Here is a 17331-nt window from a genome sequence, read left to right on the forward strand (position 1 = left end):
GCTTTTTATATGTCGCAAAACCTCGTTATTTCAAGCGTTTTTCAAGCTCTGCCTTCTTCTCCTCATAGCCCGGCTTGCCTAAAAGAGCGAACATGTTCACTTTATAAGCTTCTACTCCCGGTTGGTCAAATGGATTCACTCCTAATAAATAGCCACTCATGGCGCACGCTTTTTCAAAGAAGTAAACGAGATAGCCGAATGTATATTCATCTAATCGTGGAAGCGTCACGACCAAATTCGGAACTCCTCCGTCAGTATGAGCGAGCAGCGTGCCTTCAAACGCTTTTGTATTAACAAAATCAACCGTTTGCCCCGCTAAATAGTTCAAGCCATCCAGATCGCTGTCTTCGGCTTCAATCGTCAGTTCATGGCGCGATGTTTCCACTTTAAGAACGGTTTCAAATAAATCGCGACGTCCTTCCTGCACATATTGTCCTAATGAATGGAGATCGGTCGAGAAGTTTGCAGATGCCGGGAAAATGCCTTTTTGATCTTTCCCTTCACTTTCGCCAAATAATTGCTTCCACCACTCCGCAAAATATTGTAGCGCAGGCTCGTAGTTAATCAGCATTTCGATTGTTTTTCCTTTATTGTAAAGAATATTACGGACAGCCGCATATTGATAAGCCGCATTTTCCTCAAGCTCAGATTTGCTGAAGTCTTCACGCGCTTGTGCTGCCCCTTTCATCATTTCTTCAATGTTAGCACCGCTGACCGCAATTGGAAGCAAACCAACAGCCGTCAAAACGGAATAGCGTCCGCCCACATCATCCGGAATAATAAAGGTTTCGTAGCCTTCTTCTGTCGCCAATGTTTTAAGCGCTCCCCGAGCACGGTCCGTTGTCGCGTAAATGCGTTTACGAGCTTCTTCTTTTCCGTATTTTTCTTCCAGTAGCTTGCGGAAAATACGGAAGGCAATTGCCGGCTCCGTCGTTGTTCCTGACTTGGAAATCACATTAATGGAGAACTCCTTGCCTTCTAGCAAATCCATGACATCTTTCATATAGGTCGAGCTTATGTTATTGCCAACAAAAATAATTTGTGGCGTGCGGCGCTGTTCCTTTGGCAGCACATTATAAAATGAATGCTGGAGCATTTCAATAGCCGCCCGGGCCCCCAAATAAGACCCGCCGATACCAATGACAAGCAATACATCGGAGTCTGCTTGGATTTTAGCAGCTGCTTTTTGAATACGGGCGAACTCTTCGCGATCATAATCAACAGGAAGGTCGATCCATCCTAAAAAATCATTTCCCGCTCCTGTTTTTTCATGCAGTGAATGGTGTGCCACCTTCACAGCATCGCGCAAATATGTAAGCTCATGCTCTCCGAAGAAAGATAGTGCTTTTGAGTAATCAAAACGAATATGTGTCATACTCTCGTTCCTCCAAGAGAAAAATATTGTACTTCTTACACTTTAACGAAACAAACAAGGATAATCAAGCGATCAAAAAAGTTGAAAACGGATTCATTTTGAACATTTTTGTCTTTGACAATCAATCTGTGCAAACAACAAAGATCCTTCTTCTTATTATCAAAAAGCGAACAAATCATCCGCGCAACGAAATGGTCTTTCACAAGAAATAGTTGGATTTCAATTCAAAAAAACATATAATTATGCAAAAAAAAGAAAGGATCGCTATCAATGAAGCTAGTTCCTGAATCTTCTCATTTCCAGGATTATCTTGAAGAACTAAATGTGGTCAATTTCTCTCATCCCCTTATCCAGCAAGCTGTCTGTGAATTGTTTCATCAAGGGATGCCTGAAATGGAAAAAGCAAAAACAGCCTATGAATTTGTAAGAGATCGCATCGCTCACTCTTGGGACATTCAAAGTTCAAGAATTACATGCAAAGCTTCAGAGGTGCTTTACTATAGGGAAGGAATTTGCTATGCCAAAGCGAATTTATTAGCCGCATTATTGAGATCACAAAAAATTCCAACAGTTTTTTGTGATCAGCGGCTTAGGCTCTTTAATTCCCCAGACCAAGGCTATTGCATTCATGCATTGAATGCCGTATTTCTCCGGGCAATCAATCGCTGGATCCGCTTAGATGCCCGTGGGAACAAGCGAGGCATACATGCGGAATTTTCCCTCGATCAAGAAAGGCTTGCATTTTCTGTCCAACCACAATGGAACGAACAAGATTTTCCCTTCATTTACACTAACAAGATGCAACAAAAGGAATGATTTCCCTTTGTTGCATCGCTTCATGCTTTTAACACTAAAGAGAGGCCCGTAAAATCGCCAGCACGTCCTCACGGTTTAAGATTTTAAAACGGCCAAATTCGCCAAACGCCATCGCTTTATCAGCCATTAATTCAAGCTGTTCATCACCGATGCCATAATCAGCTAAACGCGACGGTGCACCGATGCTTGTCCAGAACTGGCGCAGCTTCTCAATCCCTTCAAGCGCTGTATCCCGATCAGATTTTCCAGTCGAATCAACATCAAAGACGCGAACAGCAAGCTGTTTAAAACGAGCCACATTTTCATCAACAACGTGCTTCATCCAATTTGGAAACAAAATGGCCAGTCCTCCTCCGTGAGGAATGTCATATACAGCTGATACCGCATGCTCGATATTGTGAGTCGCCCAATCGCCGCGTAATCCCATTTGCAAAAAGCCATTGAGCGCCATCGTTCCGCTGTATAAAATCGTTTCTCGCCATTCATAGTTCTCCAAATCATTGACAAGCTTCGGCGCTGTTTCAATGACTGTTTTTAACACCGCTTCGCACATCCGATCTTGAAGTGGCGTATTAGGAACATGGTGAAAATACTGCTCAAATACATGTGACATCATATCTACTATTCCATAAATCGTATGCTCTTTTGGAACAGTCATCGTGTAGGTTGGATCTAAAATCGAAAATTGCGGAAATACAGCCGGACTGCCCCATCCATACTTTTCCTTTGTCTCCCAATTCGTAATAACAGAGCCTGAGTTCATTTCTGATCCAGTCGCCGCTAACGTCAAGATCGTTCCAAATGGAAGGGCCTCTGTCACAAATGTCTTTTTCGTCACAAAATCCCATGGATCTCCCTCATATTTTGCCGCAGCCGCTATCGCTTTCGTGCAATCAATCACACTGCCGCCGCCAACTGCCAGTAAAAAATCCATGTGCTCCTTCCGGCAAAGCTCTGCTCCTTTGCGAACCGTTGACACACGCGGATTAGGCTCCACTCCGGATAGTTCGAATATCTCCTTCCCCATTTCGGCTAATAACGCCACGACTTCATCGTATAATCCGTTGCGCTTGATGCTACCGCCACCATATACGATGAGTATGTTTTTAGCATCCTTAGGAATTTCTTGTCGCAACTGTTCAATTTGTCCTTTTCCAAAAATTAATTTCGTTGGATTGTGAAAAACAAAATTCTCCATACCTCTTCTCTGGCTCCAAAAATTCCAAACGGCTCCACTGAGCAATCGCCATCTCTCTCCTTATCTATCGACCATGTCCACTAGTCGCTCAGCTATTTAGTGCCAGAATTTACACCTCCTTCTTTTACCATCATTATCGTACGTTTCATTTCCTTATGTAAAATAATTTGCTTTGAAGAAACAACCAGGCATATTTTTGTGCATATTTTTATTCTTGATTATGCAACCTATACTTGAACGATCTAAAAGCAAAAGGAGGAATCCTCAATGAGTGGACTTCAACGCGTTGCGTTATTACTTACAATAATCGGTGCGATTAACTGGGGCTTAATTGGTTTCTTTCAATTTGATTTAGTAGCAGCTATTTTCGGAGGACAAGACTCAGCATTAGCTCGTATCATTTACGGCCTTGTCGGAATCGCTGGATTAATTAATTTAGCGATTTTATTTAAACCAGCCGAAGAGCTTGGACGTACAGAACCAAAAACCTCTCGTACGTAAAACAACAAACATAACACTCACCATTCACAGGGTGAGTGTTTGTTTTTATTAATTGAATGAATCCTCGCACTTCGATTGTTCAATCCATTCTTCTAATTTTCGCTTTAAAGTATTAAATCCTTTAGCTGATTCATTGGCTTTTACAATTTTAACCTTTCGCTTTCTTCCCCTTTTTTCCGCGTCTGAAGGCTCAAGCGCACGTATAGAAAGGCTGGCTCGCTTTGTTTTTTCATCAATGGAAAGCACCTTTACGGTTACTTCATCACCCATTTTGATAAAATCGTGAATATTTTTAACATATTGATGGGAAATTTGCGAAATGTGAATAAGTCCTTGTATATCTTCATCAATGGATACAAACGCGCCATACGGCTGAATTCCCGTCACAATCCCTTTGACGACGCTTCCCACTTTTAATTTTCTCAAAAAAAACAACTCCTATTTGTTGATTTTCAAATATGCAGTTCTAAATTATACCATGATTGAGCAAACGAATCAAAAAATTATAAAAATTTTCTGCACAGTTTTCAACGAATTAGTGAAATGTCCTATCAAGAAGAATAAAACATGATATGATGGAGATACAAAGAATGCAAAGGAGGGTAATAAATTCATGAGTGCGATTGGCGAGAACATCAAAATGTACCGAGAGAGGCGCAACATGAGTCAACAAGAGTTGGCGCTAAAAGTACGTGTGGGGACAGCCACAATTCAAAAATACGAATCTGGAGAGCAAATTCCTGACGTCCCAACCATTCTTAAGCTTTCTACCGTGCTGGATGTTCCAGCTTCAGAGCTCTTAGAAAAAGGGGCAAATAATACCGCTTCGGAAATGGATCCTGAAATTGAGCATTTGATCAAAGAAATAGGATTAAAGCGGGCAAAGCTGATTTTGCGCAAAGCAAAGGAGTTCAGCGAGGAAGACTTTCTCCGTGTCATGCAAATGCTTTATGAAATCAAATACGGAGACCCTCAATAAAAGAGGGCGTTTCCGCCACCTCAAACAGTGGCGGAAACAACAAGCTTCCCACGTTTACAGCTGAAGCAAAAATCTTCTCATTCGCTTGGTCGCCTCTTGCAGTTGCTCAAGTGATGAGGCATAGGAACAGCGTACATATCCTTCTCCATTCTCCCCAAACACACTGCCAGGGACAACTGCCACTTTTTCCTTTAACAATAACTGTTCGGCGAATTGCTCCGATGTAAGACCTGTTTCCCGAATGGAAGGGAATGCATAAAATGCTCCACCCGGCATATGACAGCGCAGGCCTATTTCATTTAATGATTGAACAAAATAATTGCGGCGGCGGCGATAGCTTTTGCGCATTTCCTCCACGTCATGTTCACCGTTTTTTAACGCTTCAATGGCTCCATATTGAGCCATTGTCGGTGCGCACATCATCGCATATTGGTGAATTTTCAGCATCGCTTGCATGATTTCCTCAGGAGCAGCTACAAAGCCGAGGCGCCATCCCGTCATCGCGAACCCTTTTGAAAATCCAGACACTAAAATCGTGCGCTCCCGCATCCCTCCCACTGCGGCAAAGCTCGTATAATTCTCGTCATATGTTAGCTCGGCATAAATTTCATCGGAAATGACTAGCAAATCATGCATGTTCGCAATGTGAGCAATCGCGGCCAGCTCTTCTTTGTTCAATACAGTACCAGTCGGATTATTGGGCGAACAAAGGAGGATCGCTTTCGTTCGTTCCGTTAATGCTTGCAAAATTTGTTGGGGACGAAGCTTAAATTCATCTGTTCCCTCTGTCCGAACCGGTATAGGAGTTCCTCCAGCCAACGTCACAAGCGGTCCATAGGAGACAAAGCTTGGTTCAACAATGATGACCTCATCACCCGGATTGATGATCGCCCGCAAAGCCAAGTCCAGCGCTTGGCTCGCTCCAACTGTCACAAGCACTTCACCCTCCGGGCAATATTTCACTTGAAACTTCCGCAGCAAATAAGAGGAAATTTCCTCCCGCAGTTCCATTAGTCCCGCATTGGCCGTATAAGATGTATGCCCTTGTTCCAGCGATAAAATGCACGCTTCTCGCACGTTCCATGAGGTGATGAAATCAGGTTCTCCCACCCCAAGCGAAATAACGCCATCCATGCTTGCAGCCAAGTCAAAAAAACGCCGAATGCCTGATGGCTTTAATCGGCTGACCGTTTCCGATACATATGTTTTGGTTGCCCGCGTCATGGTGACACCACGATACGCCGATCTTGTTCTCCTTGCTCAAACACCGTACCATCGTGTTTATATTTTTTTAAAATAAAATGTGTTGTCGTGGAAATGACTGATTCTAGAGTCGATAATTTCTCTGAAACAAAATGAGCCACCTCCGACATCGAGCGTCCCTCAATAACAACAGATAAATCGTACGCTCCTGACATTAAATACACCGACTTAACCTCTGGAAAGCGATAAATCCGTTCCGCAACTTCGTCGAATCCAACGCCGCGCTTCGGTGTCACTTTGACATCAATCATCGCCGTTACCCCCTCATGCCCATCAATTTTCCTCCAATCAACAATAGCGGCGTATTGAACAATGACTTTTTTCTCCTCAAGCTTTTCTAAAATCGCTGCTGCTTCTTCTGTTGTTAATGAGGCCATCTTTGCCAATGTCTCCAGCGGCAAACGGGCATTTTTTTCGAGTATTTCCACGATTTCCAGTTCTTTTTCCGTCAATTTCATCATGAATCCCCCCTATAGAGAATTTTCACACAATTCATGATCATTTGCACGAAAAATTTTTGATAGAAGCAGCAAAAATAAGCAAAGCGATCCGCAGCCGTTCATCTGCGCGATCGCTTTGCCCCATTGACGTTTTTCATGGCGCTCATCCATGTTTTTATCAGCCAAAAGCGAGAATCGATTATCATGACAGCGAGCATTCTGCTCCATGCTTGACCACTAATAAAGCTTCCGCTAATTTCATGCAGTTGCTGAAAGGAATTAGCTGTTCAAAAGAGAATTCATAAATGGATTGGATTTTTTTAGCAAGCGTATAAGCATCATGGCATTCATGAACAGCTTGAATCACATCTACCGCCTCCGTTTCATAGGCTTCTACTCCGTAGCCAAACGGGTCCCAGCGCTGAATCATCTCAAGCAATGTTTGATTGGTTTTCGCTGCATTCATCGCATGATCCGCCTTTCCTTATGAGATGATAAACCAATTATAATCGATCACACGGAGCAAAATAAAGCGGTGGATGGAGCCTTTCTTTTAGCGTGGGCATCGCGGCTTTTTTGGAGGCTCTTTCTCAATCAGAAAAAAATAAGCCATGATGGTCATCCTTCGCTCAGTGATTATTTTGCAAGAAAGGGGTTATTTACCATGTATTCATTTGACGATATGATCGAGCGGCGGCATACCCACTCGGTAAAATGGGATGAAGCAGAACAAATATTCGGGGTTCCAGACGTATTGCCAATGTGGGTAGCGGATATGGATTTTCAAGCTCCTCCTCCTGTCATCAAAGCGCTCACTGACCGTTTGGAGCATGGGGTATTTGGTTACACTGCCATCCCTCACTCGTTAAAAGAAGCACTCGCAGAATGGCTGAAAAACCGAAATCAATGGACGATTGAGACAAATTGGATCTCATTTTCTGCTGGTGTTGTTCCAGCGCTAGCAACATGTATCGAAGCTTTCACTTCCCCAAATGATGCGATTGTGGTTTTCACGCCAGTATATCCTCCTTTATTTCAACTTGTACAAAAAAATGGGCGAAAACTGTTCAAAAGTCCCCTTCTTCTGACTGAGGGTGGATATCAAATCAACTGGGACGATATTAAGGAAAAGTTAAAAGGGGCCAAAATGCTGCTTTTATGCAGCCCTCATAATCCTGGGGGACGAGTATGGACCAGAAAAGAATTGGAGACTCTAGGATCTCTCTGCTTAGAAAATAACGTGATCGTTGTATCCGATGAAATTCATGCGGATTTAACATTTTCGCCATTTCGTCACACTCCGTTCGCTTCCATAAACGAAGCCTTCGCCAGCATAAGCGTGACATGCTTGGCACCGACGAAAACATTCAATTTGGCTGGCTTGCAATCAGCGAGTGTGATTATTCCAAATCGCGATTTAAAAAAACAATTCGATCAAGTTCAGCATCGGCGCGGCTTTTTTACACTTAACACATTCGCCACTGTTGGAGCGGAAGCCGCCTACCGTTATGGAGGTCCGTGGCTTGATGCACTATTGGAATATTTAAAAACCAATATAGACCGTACATGCACGTTTATTCACAATTCTTTCTCAGGCGTACAAGCCGTTCGTCCAGAAGCAACATACCTTATCTGGATCGATTGTCGCGGCCTTGGAATAACAGAAACGGAGCTTAAGCAGCGGCTTCTCCATAAAGGGAGAATTGCTGTGGAAATGGGCAGCAAATTCGGTGATGAAGGACGTGGATTTATCCGTCTTAACATCGCCTGCACAAAACAAACGCTTGAAAATGCCTTCGAACGACTTCGGGACGCTTTCGAGGGACTGTAAGCCTATTTTTCTGCTTTGAAACTCAAAAACCTTGACGAGCAATAGCTTGGATTGAAAGGATGGGATATAGATGAAAACGATTGTCATAACAGAGTTTGGTCCGCCGGAAGTCATGAAGTATACGGATATACAGAAGCCAGACATTTCACCTAGCTTTTAGCAACTGGACAGCTAAAAATGAAAATCGGAAAACCATTTATGCGTAAAGAAGCGATCGAAGCGCACCATTAGCTCGAAAGCAGAAGTAGCGTCGGAAAGATTTTATGGACGATTCGATAAACCTCCCCACCTCCACTTCGCTTAGAGGTGGGAGACTTCTCGATGGATGGTGTTAGAATGCGAAAAATATGAAAAGATTAAACATAACACTTGATTTCTATAACAATGAAAAAACTTGCAAAGAAATCCTCTATTCTTTATCGTTTGATCTCGCCACAGGCAATTCGATCTCCCGCATCTCCCGCCGGCTGAGTCATTCCATCATCTTGGCCTGCATGAATCACTAGAGCGGTGCCTGCTTTGGTTAGTAATGTCTCCTTACCTTCCTTTAGTGTCACCTGCGGGGCCATCAATTCCGTTTTTACAGTTCCGTCCTCTTTCACAATAATGTTGGGCAAATCACCGGCATGCGCTCCTTCTGGATGAAGTAAACCATGCTTTTTCTCATCAGGATTATAATGGCTGCCAGCTGACTGAAAGTCTGTTTTTTTACAGCTGGCTTTTTCATGAATATGAATTGCATGCGTCCCCGGAGGAAGCCCCTCCAAATCTAATGAAATTTTGACCCCTCTCGGCTGCTCGGATAGCTTCGCCGTCCCCAATACTTCGCCTGCACGATTCACCATTTTGACATTGAGCTTTGTTGGTGCAGACTGCTTGCAGCCGCTGGCAAGCACAAGTATAGCCAATAACACATATAATCTTTTAAACACAAAATCCCTCCCGCCTCTTTTTTCATGCAGTATTTCCAGACGAAAGGGAATTTAAACGATTATTTGTCATCTTGAATAATGTTTTCTCTTCTGAGCTGCTCTTCAAATTGCTTCGCTTTTTCTTCCTGATATTTTGAAATTTTAATAATAAGCCGCATCGTTAAAAGAGCAGCGATTAAAAATAAAGTACACGTGATAGCCGCTGGAATGTATTCACGCTTGTCTTCTGGAAAATATAAAAATAAGTTAAGGATATATGGAATCATCATTTCGTCAGCCTCTCATTCGATAAAATCTTGGCAAGATTGATTATAACAAAAACAAACAAGCCAAACCACTGCACATGGTGACTTGGCCTATTATAACGCAAATTTTTTTAGCAGCTGGCTAAAGTCTACACGCTCGCCAATCGTTGGCTGCTCTGGCTTCGCTAAATATTTTTTATCCTTCTCTACTAAATTAAAAATATTATAGGTAGTAAACGCATCATCTAGCGCACAATGCGCCTTTCCGACTCCTTCTTTTCCATACTCTTGAACCGCTTTGCGCAGCCCAGTTTGATTGCGTTCTCCAAAAAACATTTTATATTCCATCGCTAAATCACGGTGTTCACCGGTAAACGGAAAAGGGAGATTGGCTTGCAAACAATTATGCCTTAGCACTTTCATATCCATGTTTCCCCAAGTAACAACGGTATTCGGGCATAAGCGGTCATATTCCTGCAACCAATGTACGAGCTCTTCAAAAGAAATTCCTTGATCAACTTGTTCCTGCGCAATGTTCAAAAATGACTTACATCGCTCCGTCAAAGTGGGAAAATGAACTGGCTTGACATAGGAAGAAAATTGGTCATAGACTTGGCCATTGATGACCGATACAAGGCCGGCTTCAATGATTTCTGGAAAAAAACCGCGCGGCTTTGTCTTGTTTTCAGGCATCGTGAATTCAAAATCAAGAAACAAATATTGATGGTCCTTCGCCTGCATGATTGTCCCTCCTTTCTCCACACTCGTTCGCCATGATTCATCACTCGGACGATGATCGTATTTTTATTATATCATGAGATTCCATTCTTTTACTTATTTTTTCAGAAAATAAACAAAAAAGGGCGAACGTACGCCTCTAAAAATTTTTTGAGTCCCTATAAAGAAAAAGCTATAATAAACATTGGGGAATATACCGTCAAAGAAAGGGGAACTATCGTTGAAAAATGTCGTCATTCATAAAATCGTAACTTTGATTTTTACGGAGGAACAATTAAAAGCATATTGGGAAAAGAAAAAAACGGGTGTGCCATTTGTTTCGTTGACAAATGAGCAATATATGAAATTGGCTGAGGAAATGCTTCAGCATTCGTCTCATAGCCAGCTGCAGCAGCATTTAATCGACCAGGGCTGGCGAACAAAAGAGGAAGCCGAAGGACTTGTCGTGGCGGAAGACGATTCGCGCGAAGCGATTCATGTAGAGATGGTTGATACATCCATTCCGCAGCGCCCATCGCATAAGCTATTTATTGATCGCTTGAGGGAAGTGCAATGCTCGAATTGCCAGTTTGTGTTTTACACAAGAGACATTGAGAACTCATCCCCTTTGCTTTGCCCTTCCTGTGGACAAACTATTCAATAAAGAGGTGAAAACCATTGCATGACACAGTAGCAGCAGAAGTTTCAAATGTGCAATATTATGCAGCAATCGCTATTTTTTTAGTCACCTATGCCATCATTATTTCAGAAAAAATCAATCGCGCGGTGATTGCCCTTCTTGGAGCCGCACTCATGGTGATTTTTGGAATTGTTGATTTGCATAAAGCCTTTACTCATCACATTGAGTGGGAAACCATTACATTATTAATCGGAATGATGATTCTTGTGAACATTACCAGCAAATCCGGCTTTTTTCAGTATGTAGCCATTAAGGCCGCTAAAGCCGCTAAAGGTAATCCCGGCCGCATTTTAGTGATGTTATCTTTGCTGACAGCTGTATTATCAGCTTTTCTTGATAATGTCACAACCGTCTTGCTTATCGTCCCGGTGACGTTCTCAATTACGCGTATCCTTCGCGTGAATCCAGTTCCTTATTTAATCTCTGAGGTGCTTTCCTCAAATGTCGGCGGTACCGCTACTCTGATCGGCGATCCCCCCAACATTATGATTGGCTCAGCAAATAAACATCTAGATTTTAACGATTTTTTAACGAATTTGGCTCCCATCGTCGTCATTATTATGCTTGTAACGGTGGCTGTCTTATTTTTGATTTATCGCCGCCAGTTAAAATCCGATCAAAAATTAATTGAGCAGTTAATGGAACTGAATGAGAGCGATTACATTAAAGATAGCGTCTTGTTAAAAAAGTCTGTCACCGTCTTAGTGCTAACGATTTTGGGATTTATTCTCCACTCTTCTATCCATGTCGATGCAGCCGTTATTGCAATGACTGGCGCGACGATTCTCATGGTGATTGGAGTGCAAGAGCATGAGATGGAAGATATCTTTTCTTCAGTAGAATGGGTGACGATCTTCTTCTTTGCTGGGTTGTTTACATTAGTAGGAGGGCTTGTCGATATCGGTTTGATTAAAAGTCTCGCTGAAAAAGCATTGGATGTGACAGGAGGCAATATTCCAGTCGCTGCCTATTTTATTCTTTGGGTTTCAGGAATCGCCTCAGCGACTATTGATAATATCCCGTTTGTCGCCACGATGATTCCGCTGATTAAAGATATGGCAACAGGAATGGGATTGTCGCCTGATGCCCCGCAAATTGATGTTTTATGGTGGGCGTTAGCGCTCGGAGCCTGCTTAGGAGGAAACGGCACTCTCATCGGTGCCTCGGCTAATGTTATTGTCGCTGGCATCGCTTCACGAGAAGGACATGGATTCAGCTATATGGATTTTTTGAAAATCGGTGCTCCTTTAACGCTGATCGCTTTGCTTCTATCACATTTGTATTTATTTTTGCGCTATCTAATGTAGTAAAAAAGAGCGAGTTCATGCTAATGACTCGCTCTTTTCTGTTTCATGTTCATGACGTATAAGTGAGCCTTCCCACCTACACTCGGTTAAGAGGGGGAGAGGTTCGTCTAGCATGCCTCATTGCTGCCAACTAACCATCGGACTGCGTTGGAACGTATTTTAGTTTTTGAGATATTTGAGAAGCCAAACATCTCAGATTGTAAATAAAGTCCATTTTTGCTTTGACCATCACTTTAAGCATCCATTCATTTCCCTCAGATTGTCTTGAAAACACTTGTCGGATAAGGAACAAAGTTAAGAATCGAATCAAGACGTTCATAAGCGGACGAGCAAAACAAGTGATGCAACATGAAAGCATTTATCAGCAGTCTGATGTTTTATTCATGATCGAGTTGCTTTCGTCCAATCTCCTGTGCATCCCGTAAATCATAATCGCTTCCTTCATCATCCGAACTTACATGGATGAGATCCTCACGAGCACCTTGTTGGCTTGCCCTCTCAATATGGTTTCGATCTTTCTCCGTTTTCAATATCAATTCCCCCATATTCTCGCTATTGGAGCCTTTATAGTAACCCATGGTAATGGCACTGAATCAGCATCTATACAAAAGTAAGCAAACCATGATCTCGTTGCGGCGGCACGCTTTCACGCGAGTAAGGCAAGCCACCGATTTCCTCTAATCGTATACAGATCCTATTTGTCCAGCTTTCATTTGTATTTATATATTTTCTAAAAACGACCGGATTATTCAAAAAATTAATTGACAGTCAAGCAATTGTTCGATACGATTTTGTTAACCAAATAAACAAGGAGGTTCACATATGACACCAAAACCGTCATTCCGCGCACTTGATATGACATTAATCGCCATGTTCGCAGCCTTAATGGCCATTGGAGCCAATATTACTTCTTGGGCACCATTTTTAGTCATTGGCGGAGTACCGATTACATTGCAAACGTTTTTTTGTTTGTTTGCCGGTGCTGTTTTAGGACGGCGCCTAGGTGCCTTTGCCATGATTGTATATATGCTCGTCGGTTTAGTCGGCGCACCTGTATTCGCCCAATTTTCTGGTGGATTCAGCATGGTTGTCCGTCCGACATTTGGCTTTATTCTATCCTATATTTTAGCAGCATATATCACTGGTTGGATCGTCGAAAAAGGCAGCCCGTCTCCTTCTGTCGTTCGTTTTGTTGTCGCTGCCCTCATCGGAATGATCATCAATTATGTAATCGGTACAAATTGGATGTTTTTAGCGTATAAATATTGGGGACAAGCTCCAGAAGGATTCTCTTATAGCATGGCATGGGCCTGGATGTTCGTACCTCTGCCAAAGGATATTATATTATCCATCGTCGCCGGCGTAATATCGCCTCGAATTTATGCCTCTCTTCGCAAATCGTTCGCAGCCAATCGACATGCAGCATAATTGAAAAAACCGGGCGTAAAATCAACGCCCGGTTTTTCTTATAAGAATAATTTAAATAATTGGTAAATAAATCCGGAAATCAACGCTGAAACAGGCAGAGTGATAATCCATGTGAGCACAATGCGCTGTGCGACTCCCCATTTTACACCTTTCACACGCTGTGCCGCACCAACCCCCATAACAGCAGAAGAAATGACGTGAGTCGTACTCACCGGCAATTTAAATGTCGTTGCCGCAAAAATAATAAGGGCAGAAGAAAGGTCAGCTGCTGCCCCGTTGACAGGACGAATTTTCATAATCTTTCCGCCAACGGTTTTAATGATTTTCCAGCCGCCAACGGAGGTTCCAAGCCCCATGGCAATGGCTGCTGAGAAACGCACCCACTCTGGAATGTCAGTGGAGTGATGATAATTTCCAGCAATTAATGCCATCGTAATAATCCCCATCGCTTTTTGCGCATCATTCGTCCCATGTGTATAAGCCTGCATCGCTGCCGTCAACACTTGAAACATGCGAAATCCCTTGGTCGTTTTGGAGAGGTTGGCGTTTTTAAACGTTATTCGGAATAAATTCATCATAATAAACCCTACGCCAAATGCAAGAAACGGAGAAAGGATAAGGGATTGTAAAATTTTCAAAAATCCTTCGTAGTTCAAAACGTCAAAACCGGCTGCTGAGATAGCAGCTCCGGCAACAGCCCCAATAATCGCATGAGAAGAGCTGCTTGGAATTCCGTAATACCATGTAATTAAGTTCCAAGCAATCGCTGCTGTCAGCGCTGCTAAAATAACAACGGAACCATTCTCTAAGGCAAACGGGTCAACAATATCTTTCGTAATCGTTTTAGCAACCCCTGTAAAAGTTAAAGCACCGATTAGGTTCATCGTCGCTGCTAAAATAATCGCTTGACGCGGCGTCAGTGCTCTTGTCGAAACTGATGTTGCAATCGCATTCGCTGTGTCGTGAAAGCCATTAATAAAGTCAAAAGCTAACGCAAAGATGACAACTAAAGCTGTAAGTATGAACACCGTATCCATAAAAGAGCAATCTCCTTTTACGCGTTGCGCATAATGATGGTTTCAATGGTATTGGCAACATCCTCACAGCTGTCAGCGATCTCTTCTAGCATTTCATACAATTCTTTATATTGGATCAATTTAATTGGATCTTTTTGTGTCACAAATAAGTTTTTAATAGAGGCTCTTAAAATTTCATCACATTTTGTTTCATAATCTTTGATTTTTATGGCATGTACCCGCATATCAAGCAGTTTTTTGCTTGCTAACAGTTTCAACGCTTTAGCGATTTCAATGGTACTTTGATAAATATTTTCAAAAAATTTCGCCATATGGTCATCAATATCGGTAAACGAAAACATTTCAAAACGAGCAGAGCATTGCTCAAATCCATCTAATACATCATCCATTTTCATCGCTAATTGGTGAATATCTTCCCGTTCAATCGGCGTAATAAATGTCTTATTTAAAGCAACGACAAGCTCATGAATAAACGAATCGCCTTTCTTTTCATACTCTTTCATGACACGTGCAAACTCTTTGAGATCACTAATGTTATTGATTTTGTACTCAACAAAATACTGTGCTGCCTCTTTTACATTCTCCGAAATTGTAAACAATAAATCAAAAAAGACATCTTTTTTTGGTGCAAAAACCATAAAAAAACCCCCATTTTATGTAACTAATGTTGAGCCATCCTGTCTTATTTTATCAATAACCGTCGAATTTACAACAATTTTAAAAAAAATTAACACTAAATTTACATTATCTTTACATTTGGATGAACGATTCGCTCGTATTCGTCTTAGAGTTAACATATCTACTAAAAAGCCTCCCACCTCTAAATGAAACGGAGGTGGGAGTGGTTCAGCGTAGCAGCAGCAAGCTTAACAAAAAACTTTGTCTCATTTAATCATTTTGATTTTTCCCTTCGCCGATCTGAGACACGGAACACAGCCGAGTGCGGCAAACGATGTAGGATAAAAAGTTCTCAACAGTCTGAAGAAGCCGCTGATGAACGGCTTCTTCTCCTTACTGGAAACGCTCGACGAAAGTAGCAAGAGTGCGCACCATCACACCGGTTGCACCGGCCGGCCCTAAATCATGGTCTTTCGATGTAACGGAGGTACCGGCAATATCTAAATGTACCCAAGGAGTGTTCTCAGCAAATTCAGCGAGAAAGGCTCCGCCCATAATCGCGTGGCCTTCGCGTCCTGGAGAGTTGTTGAGATCAGCGATCGGACTATTGCGTACACGTTCCTTATCTTTTTCTGTAATTGGCAGGCGCCAAATACATTCACCGGTTTCCACTGATGCCTCTAAAAGCTGCTCAAACATTTCCTCATGATTCGTCAGCGCGCCTGTAGTATGGACACCAAGCGCAATAATGACGCCCCCTGTTAAGGTAGCTACATCGATAATGTAGTTCGCACCATGATGCTTGGCATAAGTAATGGCATCCGCTAAAATCAAGCGCCCTTCTGCATCAGTATTCTTAATTTCAATCGTTTTACCGCTCATGGATGTAATCACATCGTCCGGTCTAAACGCATCAGCGCTAATTAAATTATCAGTAGCTGGGATGACGGCGATCACATTTTGCTCCGGCCGGAGTTCACCGATAATTTCCATCGCACCAAGGACAGCGGCTGCACCGGCCATATCGGTCTTCATACCGACAATTCCATCCTTTGTTTTAATGGAATAGCCGCCTGTATCAAAGGTTACTCCTTTTCCGACAAGCGCGATGACATTCTCCCACGCTTCCTTCCCTTGGTACTTCAAAACAATCATTTTCGGCGGTTCCGACGACCCTTTATTAACAGCCAACAGCGCTCCCATTCCGAGCTTTTCCATTTCCGCTTTTTCCAGCACCTCGTATTCAAACTTATATTTTCGCGCCAATTCTACTGCATAATCGGCCAAATCTGTCGCCGTTAATAAATTACTTGGTGTATTCACCAGCGTCCGAGCTGAATTGGTAGCCCTTCCATAAACAGAACCGACCAAAAGGCTCACTTCCACTTCTTTAGGGTCCGCCGCTGTATAGACAGTCATCTCTTCCAGTTTCTTTTCTGGTTCATTTGATTTTTGTTTATATCCGACAAATTGATATGTCGCCAGCGCAAACGCCTCAGCAAAAGCGTGAGCTGCCTCGCTAGCATCAAGATTTTCGGTAATAAACGTATCGAGAGCCACTGCTGCTTCTGTGAGCTTTTCTCCTTTTAACATTTTAAACAGCCGGCCAATCGTTTCTCGTAATCCATCAAATGTCAGGTCTGATTCCTTGCCTAATCCTACAAAATAAAGGCGCTTGATATTCAATTGCCCTAGCGTATGTATTTTAGCAATTTGCTTTCGCTTTGGAGAAAGATCTCCTTCTTTCAACAATGCTGTAAGTTGTCCATTTAACTGTTCATCCCAAGCAGCCAGCACACCACCCAATGCGCTCTGCCGCTCAAATATCCCAACAATACAAGCCTCATGCTTTGTTTCATTTAGAGACTCCTGAACCACTTTAAACATGATATGAATCCTCCTTTGTCTGATTTTTCCTCTATCATCATACAATGCATCATCCCA

The 17331-nt window shown here is 42.6% G+C and carries 20 protein-coding genes and 1 pseudogene; 7 read left to right on the plus strand and 14 right to left on the minus strand.

Features of this window, described 5'->3' with window-relative positions; genetic code table 11:
- Positions 1–25: 25 nt before the first annotated feature.
- Positions 26–1375, minus strand: coding sequence for a glucose-6-phosphate isomerase (locus GRQ40_RS15380; RefSeq protein WP_159720305.1), 1350 nt, complete (start codon positions 1373–1375; stop codon positions 26–28).
- 270 nt (positions 1376–1645) lie between these two features.
- Between GRQ40_RS15380 and GRQ40_RS15385 the strand changes: the two are divergent.
- A pseudogene (locus GRQ40_RS15385) lies at positions 1646–2167 on the plus strand (transglutaminase domain-containing protein); the annotation flags it as partial.
- Between the two features lie 58 nt (positions 2168–2225).
- Here the strand turns inward: GRQ40_RS15385 and GRQ40_RS15390 are convergent.
- Positions 2226–3389, minus strand: a complete 1164-nt coding sequence (locus GRQ40_RS15390; protein WP_159720307.1) for an iron-containing alcohol dehydrogenase — start codon at positions 3387–3389, stop codon at positions 2226–2228.
- 267 nt (positions 3390–3656) lie between these two features.
- Here GRQ40_RS15390 and GRQ40_RS15395 point away from each other — a divergent pair, with 267 nt between their 5' ends.
- Entirely contained in the window at positions 3657–3890 is a 234-nt protein-coding gene (locus GRQ40_RS15395) for a DUF378 domain-containing protein (RefSeq protein WP_044745087.1), read from the plus strand.
- 48 nt (positions 3891–3938) lie between these two features.
- Here the strand turns inward: GRQ40_RS15395 and yugI are convergent, their stop codons facing one another.
- Positions 3939–4316, minus strand: a complete 378-nt coding sequence (gene yugI, locus GRQ40_RS15400) for a S1 domain-containing post-transcriptional regulator GSP13 (protein WP_159720308.1) — start codon at positions 4314–4316, stop codon at positions 3939–3941.
- A 187-nt stretch (positions 4317–4503) separates the two neighbouring features.
- On the opposite strand from yugI, the gene GRQ40_RS15405 reads away from it, so the two are divergent.
- A complete protein-coding gene (locus GRQ40_RS15405; RefSeq protein WP_044745089.1) occupies positions 4504–4869 on the plus strand; it encodes a helix-turn-helix domain-containing protein in 366 nt (121 codons plus the stop codon).
- Positions 4870–4923: 54 nt separating this feature from the next.
- Here GRQ40_RS15405 and GRQ40_RS15410 read toward each other — a convergent pair whose 3' ends face one another.
- From GRQ40_RS15410 to GRQ40_RS15420, 4 genes are read right to left on the minus strand one after another with little or no spacing between them, the layout of a single operon-like run.
- Positions 4924–6093, minus strand: a complete 1170-nt coding sequence (locus GRQ40_RS15410; protein ID WP_066148888.1) for an aminotransferase — start codon at positions 6091–6093, stop codon at positions 4924–4926.
- On the minus strand, positions 6090–6590 hold the full coding sequence (locus GRQ40_RS15415) for an Lrp/AsnC family transcriptional regulator (RefSeq protein WP_044745091.1): 501 nt from the start codon (positions 6588–6590) through the stop codon (positions 6090–6092). The genes GRQ40_RS15410 and GRQ40_RS15415 overlap by 4 nt, the downstream gene beginning before the upstream one ends.
- A 12-nt stretch (positions 6591–6602) precedes the next feature.
- Positions 6603–6800: a hypothetical protein gene (locus GRQ40_RS18355; protein WP_066148886.1), complete on the minus strand. Its 198-nt coding sequence runs from the start codon at positions 6798–6800 to the stop codon at positions 6603–6605.
- The gene (locus tag GRQ40_RS15420) at positions 6775–7038 is read right to left on the minus strand and encodes a DUF1871 family protein (protein WP_044745093.1); all 264 of its coding nucleotides are present in this window, start codon (positions 7036–7038) and stop codon (positions 6775–6777) included. The genes GRQ40_RS18355 and GRQ40_RS15420 overlap by 26 nt, the downstream gene beginning before the upstream one ends.
- Before the next feature lie 198 nt (positions 7039–7236).
- Between GRQ40_RS15420 and GRQ40_RS15425 the strand changes: the two genes are divergently transcribed.
- Positions 7237–8403 (plus strand): MalY/PatB family protein, encoded by a 1167-nt coding sequence (locus GRQ40_RS15425; RefSeq protein WP_159720309.1) that lies wholly within the window; start codon positions 7237–7239, stop codon positions 8401–8403.
- A gap of 416 nt (positions 8404–8819) precedes the next feature.
- On the opposite strand, the gene GRQ40_RS15430 is transcribed toward GRQ40_RS15425, so the two are convergent.
- The 3 genes from GRQ40_RS15430 to kapD form a co-directional block, all read right to left on the minus strand.
- Complete coding sequence (locus tag GRQ40_RS15430) at positions 8820–9335, minus strand: superoxide dismutase family protein (protein WP_159720310.1); 516 nt, start codon at positions 9333–9335, stop codon at positions 8820–8822.
- 59 nt (positions 9336–9394) lie between these two features.
- Complete coding sequence (locus GRQ40_RS15435; protein ID WP_066148880.1) at positions 9395–9604, minus strand: hypothetical protein; 210 nt, start codon at positions 9602–9604, stop codon at positions 9395–9397.
- Positions 9605–9694: 90 nt separating this feature from the next.
- Positions 9695–10321, minus strand: a complete 627-nt coding sequence (kapD, locus tag GRQ40_RS15440) for a 3'-5' exonuclease KapD (protein ID WP_066148879.1) — start codon at positions 10319–10321, stop codon at positions 9695–9697.
- 217 nt (positions 10322–10538) lie between these two features.
- Here kapD and GRQ40_RS15445 point away from each other — a divergent pair, with 217 nt between their 5' ends.
- Together GRQ40_RS15445 and GRQ40_RS15450 are read left to right on the plus strand one after the other, a co-directional pair.
- Positions 10539–10961, plus strand: coding sequence for a hypothetical protein (locus GRQ40_RS15445; RefSeq protein ID WP_159720311.1), 423 nt, complete (start codon positions 10539–10541; stop codon positions 10959–10961).
- 14 nt (positions 10962–10975) lie between these two features.
- Positions 10976–12304, plus strand: a complete 1329-nt coding sequence (locus tag GRQ40_RS15450) for an ArsB/NhaD family transporter (RefSeq protein WP_159720312.1) — start codon at positions 10976–10978, stop codon at positions 12302–12304.
- A 377-nt stretch (positions 12305–12681) separates the two neighbouring features.
- Here the strand turns inward: GRQ40_RS15450 and GRQ40_RS15455 are convergent, their stop codons facing one another.
- The gene (locus GRQ40_RS15455; RefSeq protein WP_201296004.1) at positions 12682–12834 is read right to left on the minus strand and encodes a hypothetical protein; all 153 of its coding nucleotides are present in this window, start codon (positions 12832–12834) and stop codon (positions 12682–12684) included.
- 292 nt (positions 12835–13126) lie between these two features.
- On the opposite strand from GRQ40_RS15455, the gene GRQ40_RS15460 reads away from it, so the two are divergent.
- On the plus strand, positions 13127–13732 hold the full coding sequence (locus GRQ40_RS15460) for a biotin transporter BioY (RefSeq protein ID WP_236546345.1): 606 nt from the start codon (positions 13127–13129) through the stop codon (positions 13730–13732).
- Between the two features lie 38 nt (positions 13733–13770).
- Here GRQ40_RS15460 and GRQ40_RS15465 read toward each other — a convergent pair whose 3' ends face one another.
- The 3 genes from GRQ40_RS15465 to GRQ40_RS15475 form a co-directional block, all read right to left on the minus strand.
- Positions 13771–14769 (minus strand): inorganic phosphate transporter, encoded by a 999-nt coding sequence (locus GRQ40_RS15465; protein WP_080862626.1) that lies wholly within the window; start codon positions 14767–14769, stop codon positions 13771–13773.
- Positions 14770–14786: 17 nt separating this feature from the next.
- Entirely contained in the window at positions 14787–15407 is a 621-nt protein-coding gene (locus GRQ40_RS15470; protein WP_044745103.1) for a DUF47 domain-containing protein, read from the minus strand.
- A 373-nt stretch (positions 15408–15780) separates the two neighbouring features.
- Positions 15781–17274, minus strand: coding sequence for a leucyl aminopeptidase (locus GRQ40_RS15475; protein WP_159720314.1), 1494 nt, complete (start codon positions 17272–17274; stop codon positions 15781–15783).
- Positions 17275–17331 lie beyond the last annotated feature (57 nt).

Source organism: Anoxybacillus sp. PDR2, assembly GCF_009834045.1.
Taxonomy (GTDB): Bacteria; Bacillota; Bacilli; order Bacillales; family Anoxybacillaceae; genus Anoxybacteroides; species Anoxybacteroides rupiense.

What these genes read in the sequence shown, in the direction of transcription:
- GRQ40_RS15380 (WP_159720305.1), bottom strand. Translation starts at nt 1,375, where the DNA reads ATGACACATATTCGTTTTGATTACTCAAAAGCACTATCTTTCTTCGGA.
- GRQ40_RS15390 (WP_159720307.1), bottom strand. Translation starts at nt 3,389, where the DNA reads ATGGAGAATTTTGTTTTTCACAATCCAACGAAATTAATTTTTGGAAAA.
- GRQ40_RS15395 (WP_044745087.1), top strand. Translation starts at nt 3,657, where the DNA reads ATGAGTGGACTTCAACGCGTTGCGTTATTACTTACAATAATCGGTGCG.
- GRQ40_RS15405 (WP_044745089.1), top strand. Translation starts at nt 4,504, where the DNA reads ATGAGTGCGATTGGCGAGAACATCAAAATGTACCGAGAGAGGCGCAAC.
- GRQ40_RS15410 (WP_066148888.1), bottom strand. Translation starts at nt 6,093, where the DNA reads ATGACGCGGGCAACCAAAACATATGTATCGGAAACGGTCAGCCGATTA.
- GRQ40_RS15415 (WP_044745091.1), bottom strand. Translation starts at nt 6,590, where the DNA reads ATGAAATTGACGGAAAAAGAACTGGAAATCGTGGAAATACTCGAAAAA.
- GRQ40_RS18355 (WP_066148886.1), bottom strand. Translation starts at nt 6,800, where the DNA reads ATGGAGCAGAATGCTCGCTGTCATGATAATCGATTCTCGCTTTTGGCT.
- GRQ40_RS15420 (WP_044745093.1), bottom strand. Translation starts at nt 7,038, where the DNA reads ATGAATGCAGCGAAAACCAATCAAACATTGCTTGAGATGATTCAGCGC.
- GRQ40_RS15425 (WP_159720309.1), top strand. Translation starts at nt 7,237, where the DNA reads ATGTATTCATTTGACGATATGATCGAGCGGCGGCATACCCACTCGGTA.
- GRQ40_RS15435 (WP_066148880.1), bottom strand. Translation starts at nt 9,604, where the DNA reads ATGATGATTCCATATATCCTTAACTTATTTTTATATTTTCCAGAAGAC.
- kapD (WP_066148879.1), bottom strand. Translation starts at nt 10,321, where the DNA reads ATGCAGGCGAAGGACCATCAATATTTGTTTCTTGATTTTGAATTCACG.
- GRQ40_RS15460 (WP_236546345.1), top strand. Translation starts at nt 13,127, where the DNA reads ATGACACCAAAACCGTCATTCCGCGCACTTGATATGACATTAATCGCC.
- GRQ40_RS15465 (WP_080862626.1), bottom strand. Translation starts at nt 14,769, where the DNA reads ATGGATACGGTGTTCATACTTACAGCTTTAGTTGTCATCTTTGCGTTA.
- GRQ40_RS15470 (WP_044745103.1), bottom strand. Translation starts at nt 15,407, where the DNA reads ATGGTTTTTGCACCAAAAAAAGATGTCTTTTTTGATTTATTGTTTACA.
- GRQ40_RS15475 (WP_159720314.1), bottom strand. Translation starts at nt 17,274, where the DNA reads ATGTTTAAAGTGGTTCAGGAGTCTCTAAATGAAACAAAGCATGAGGCT.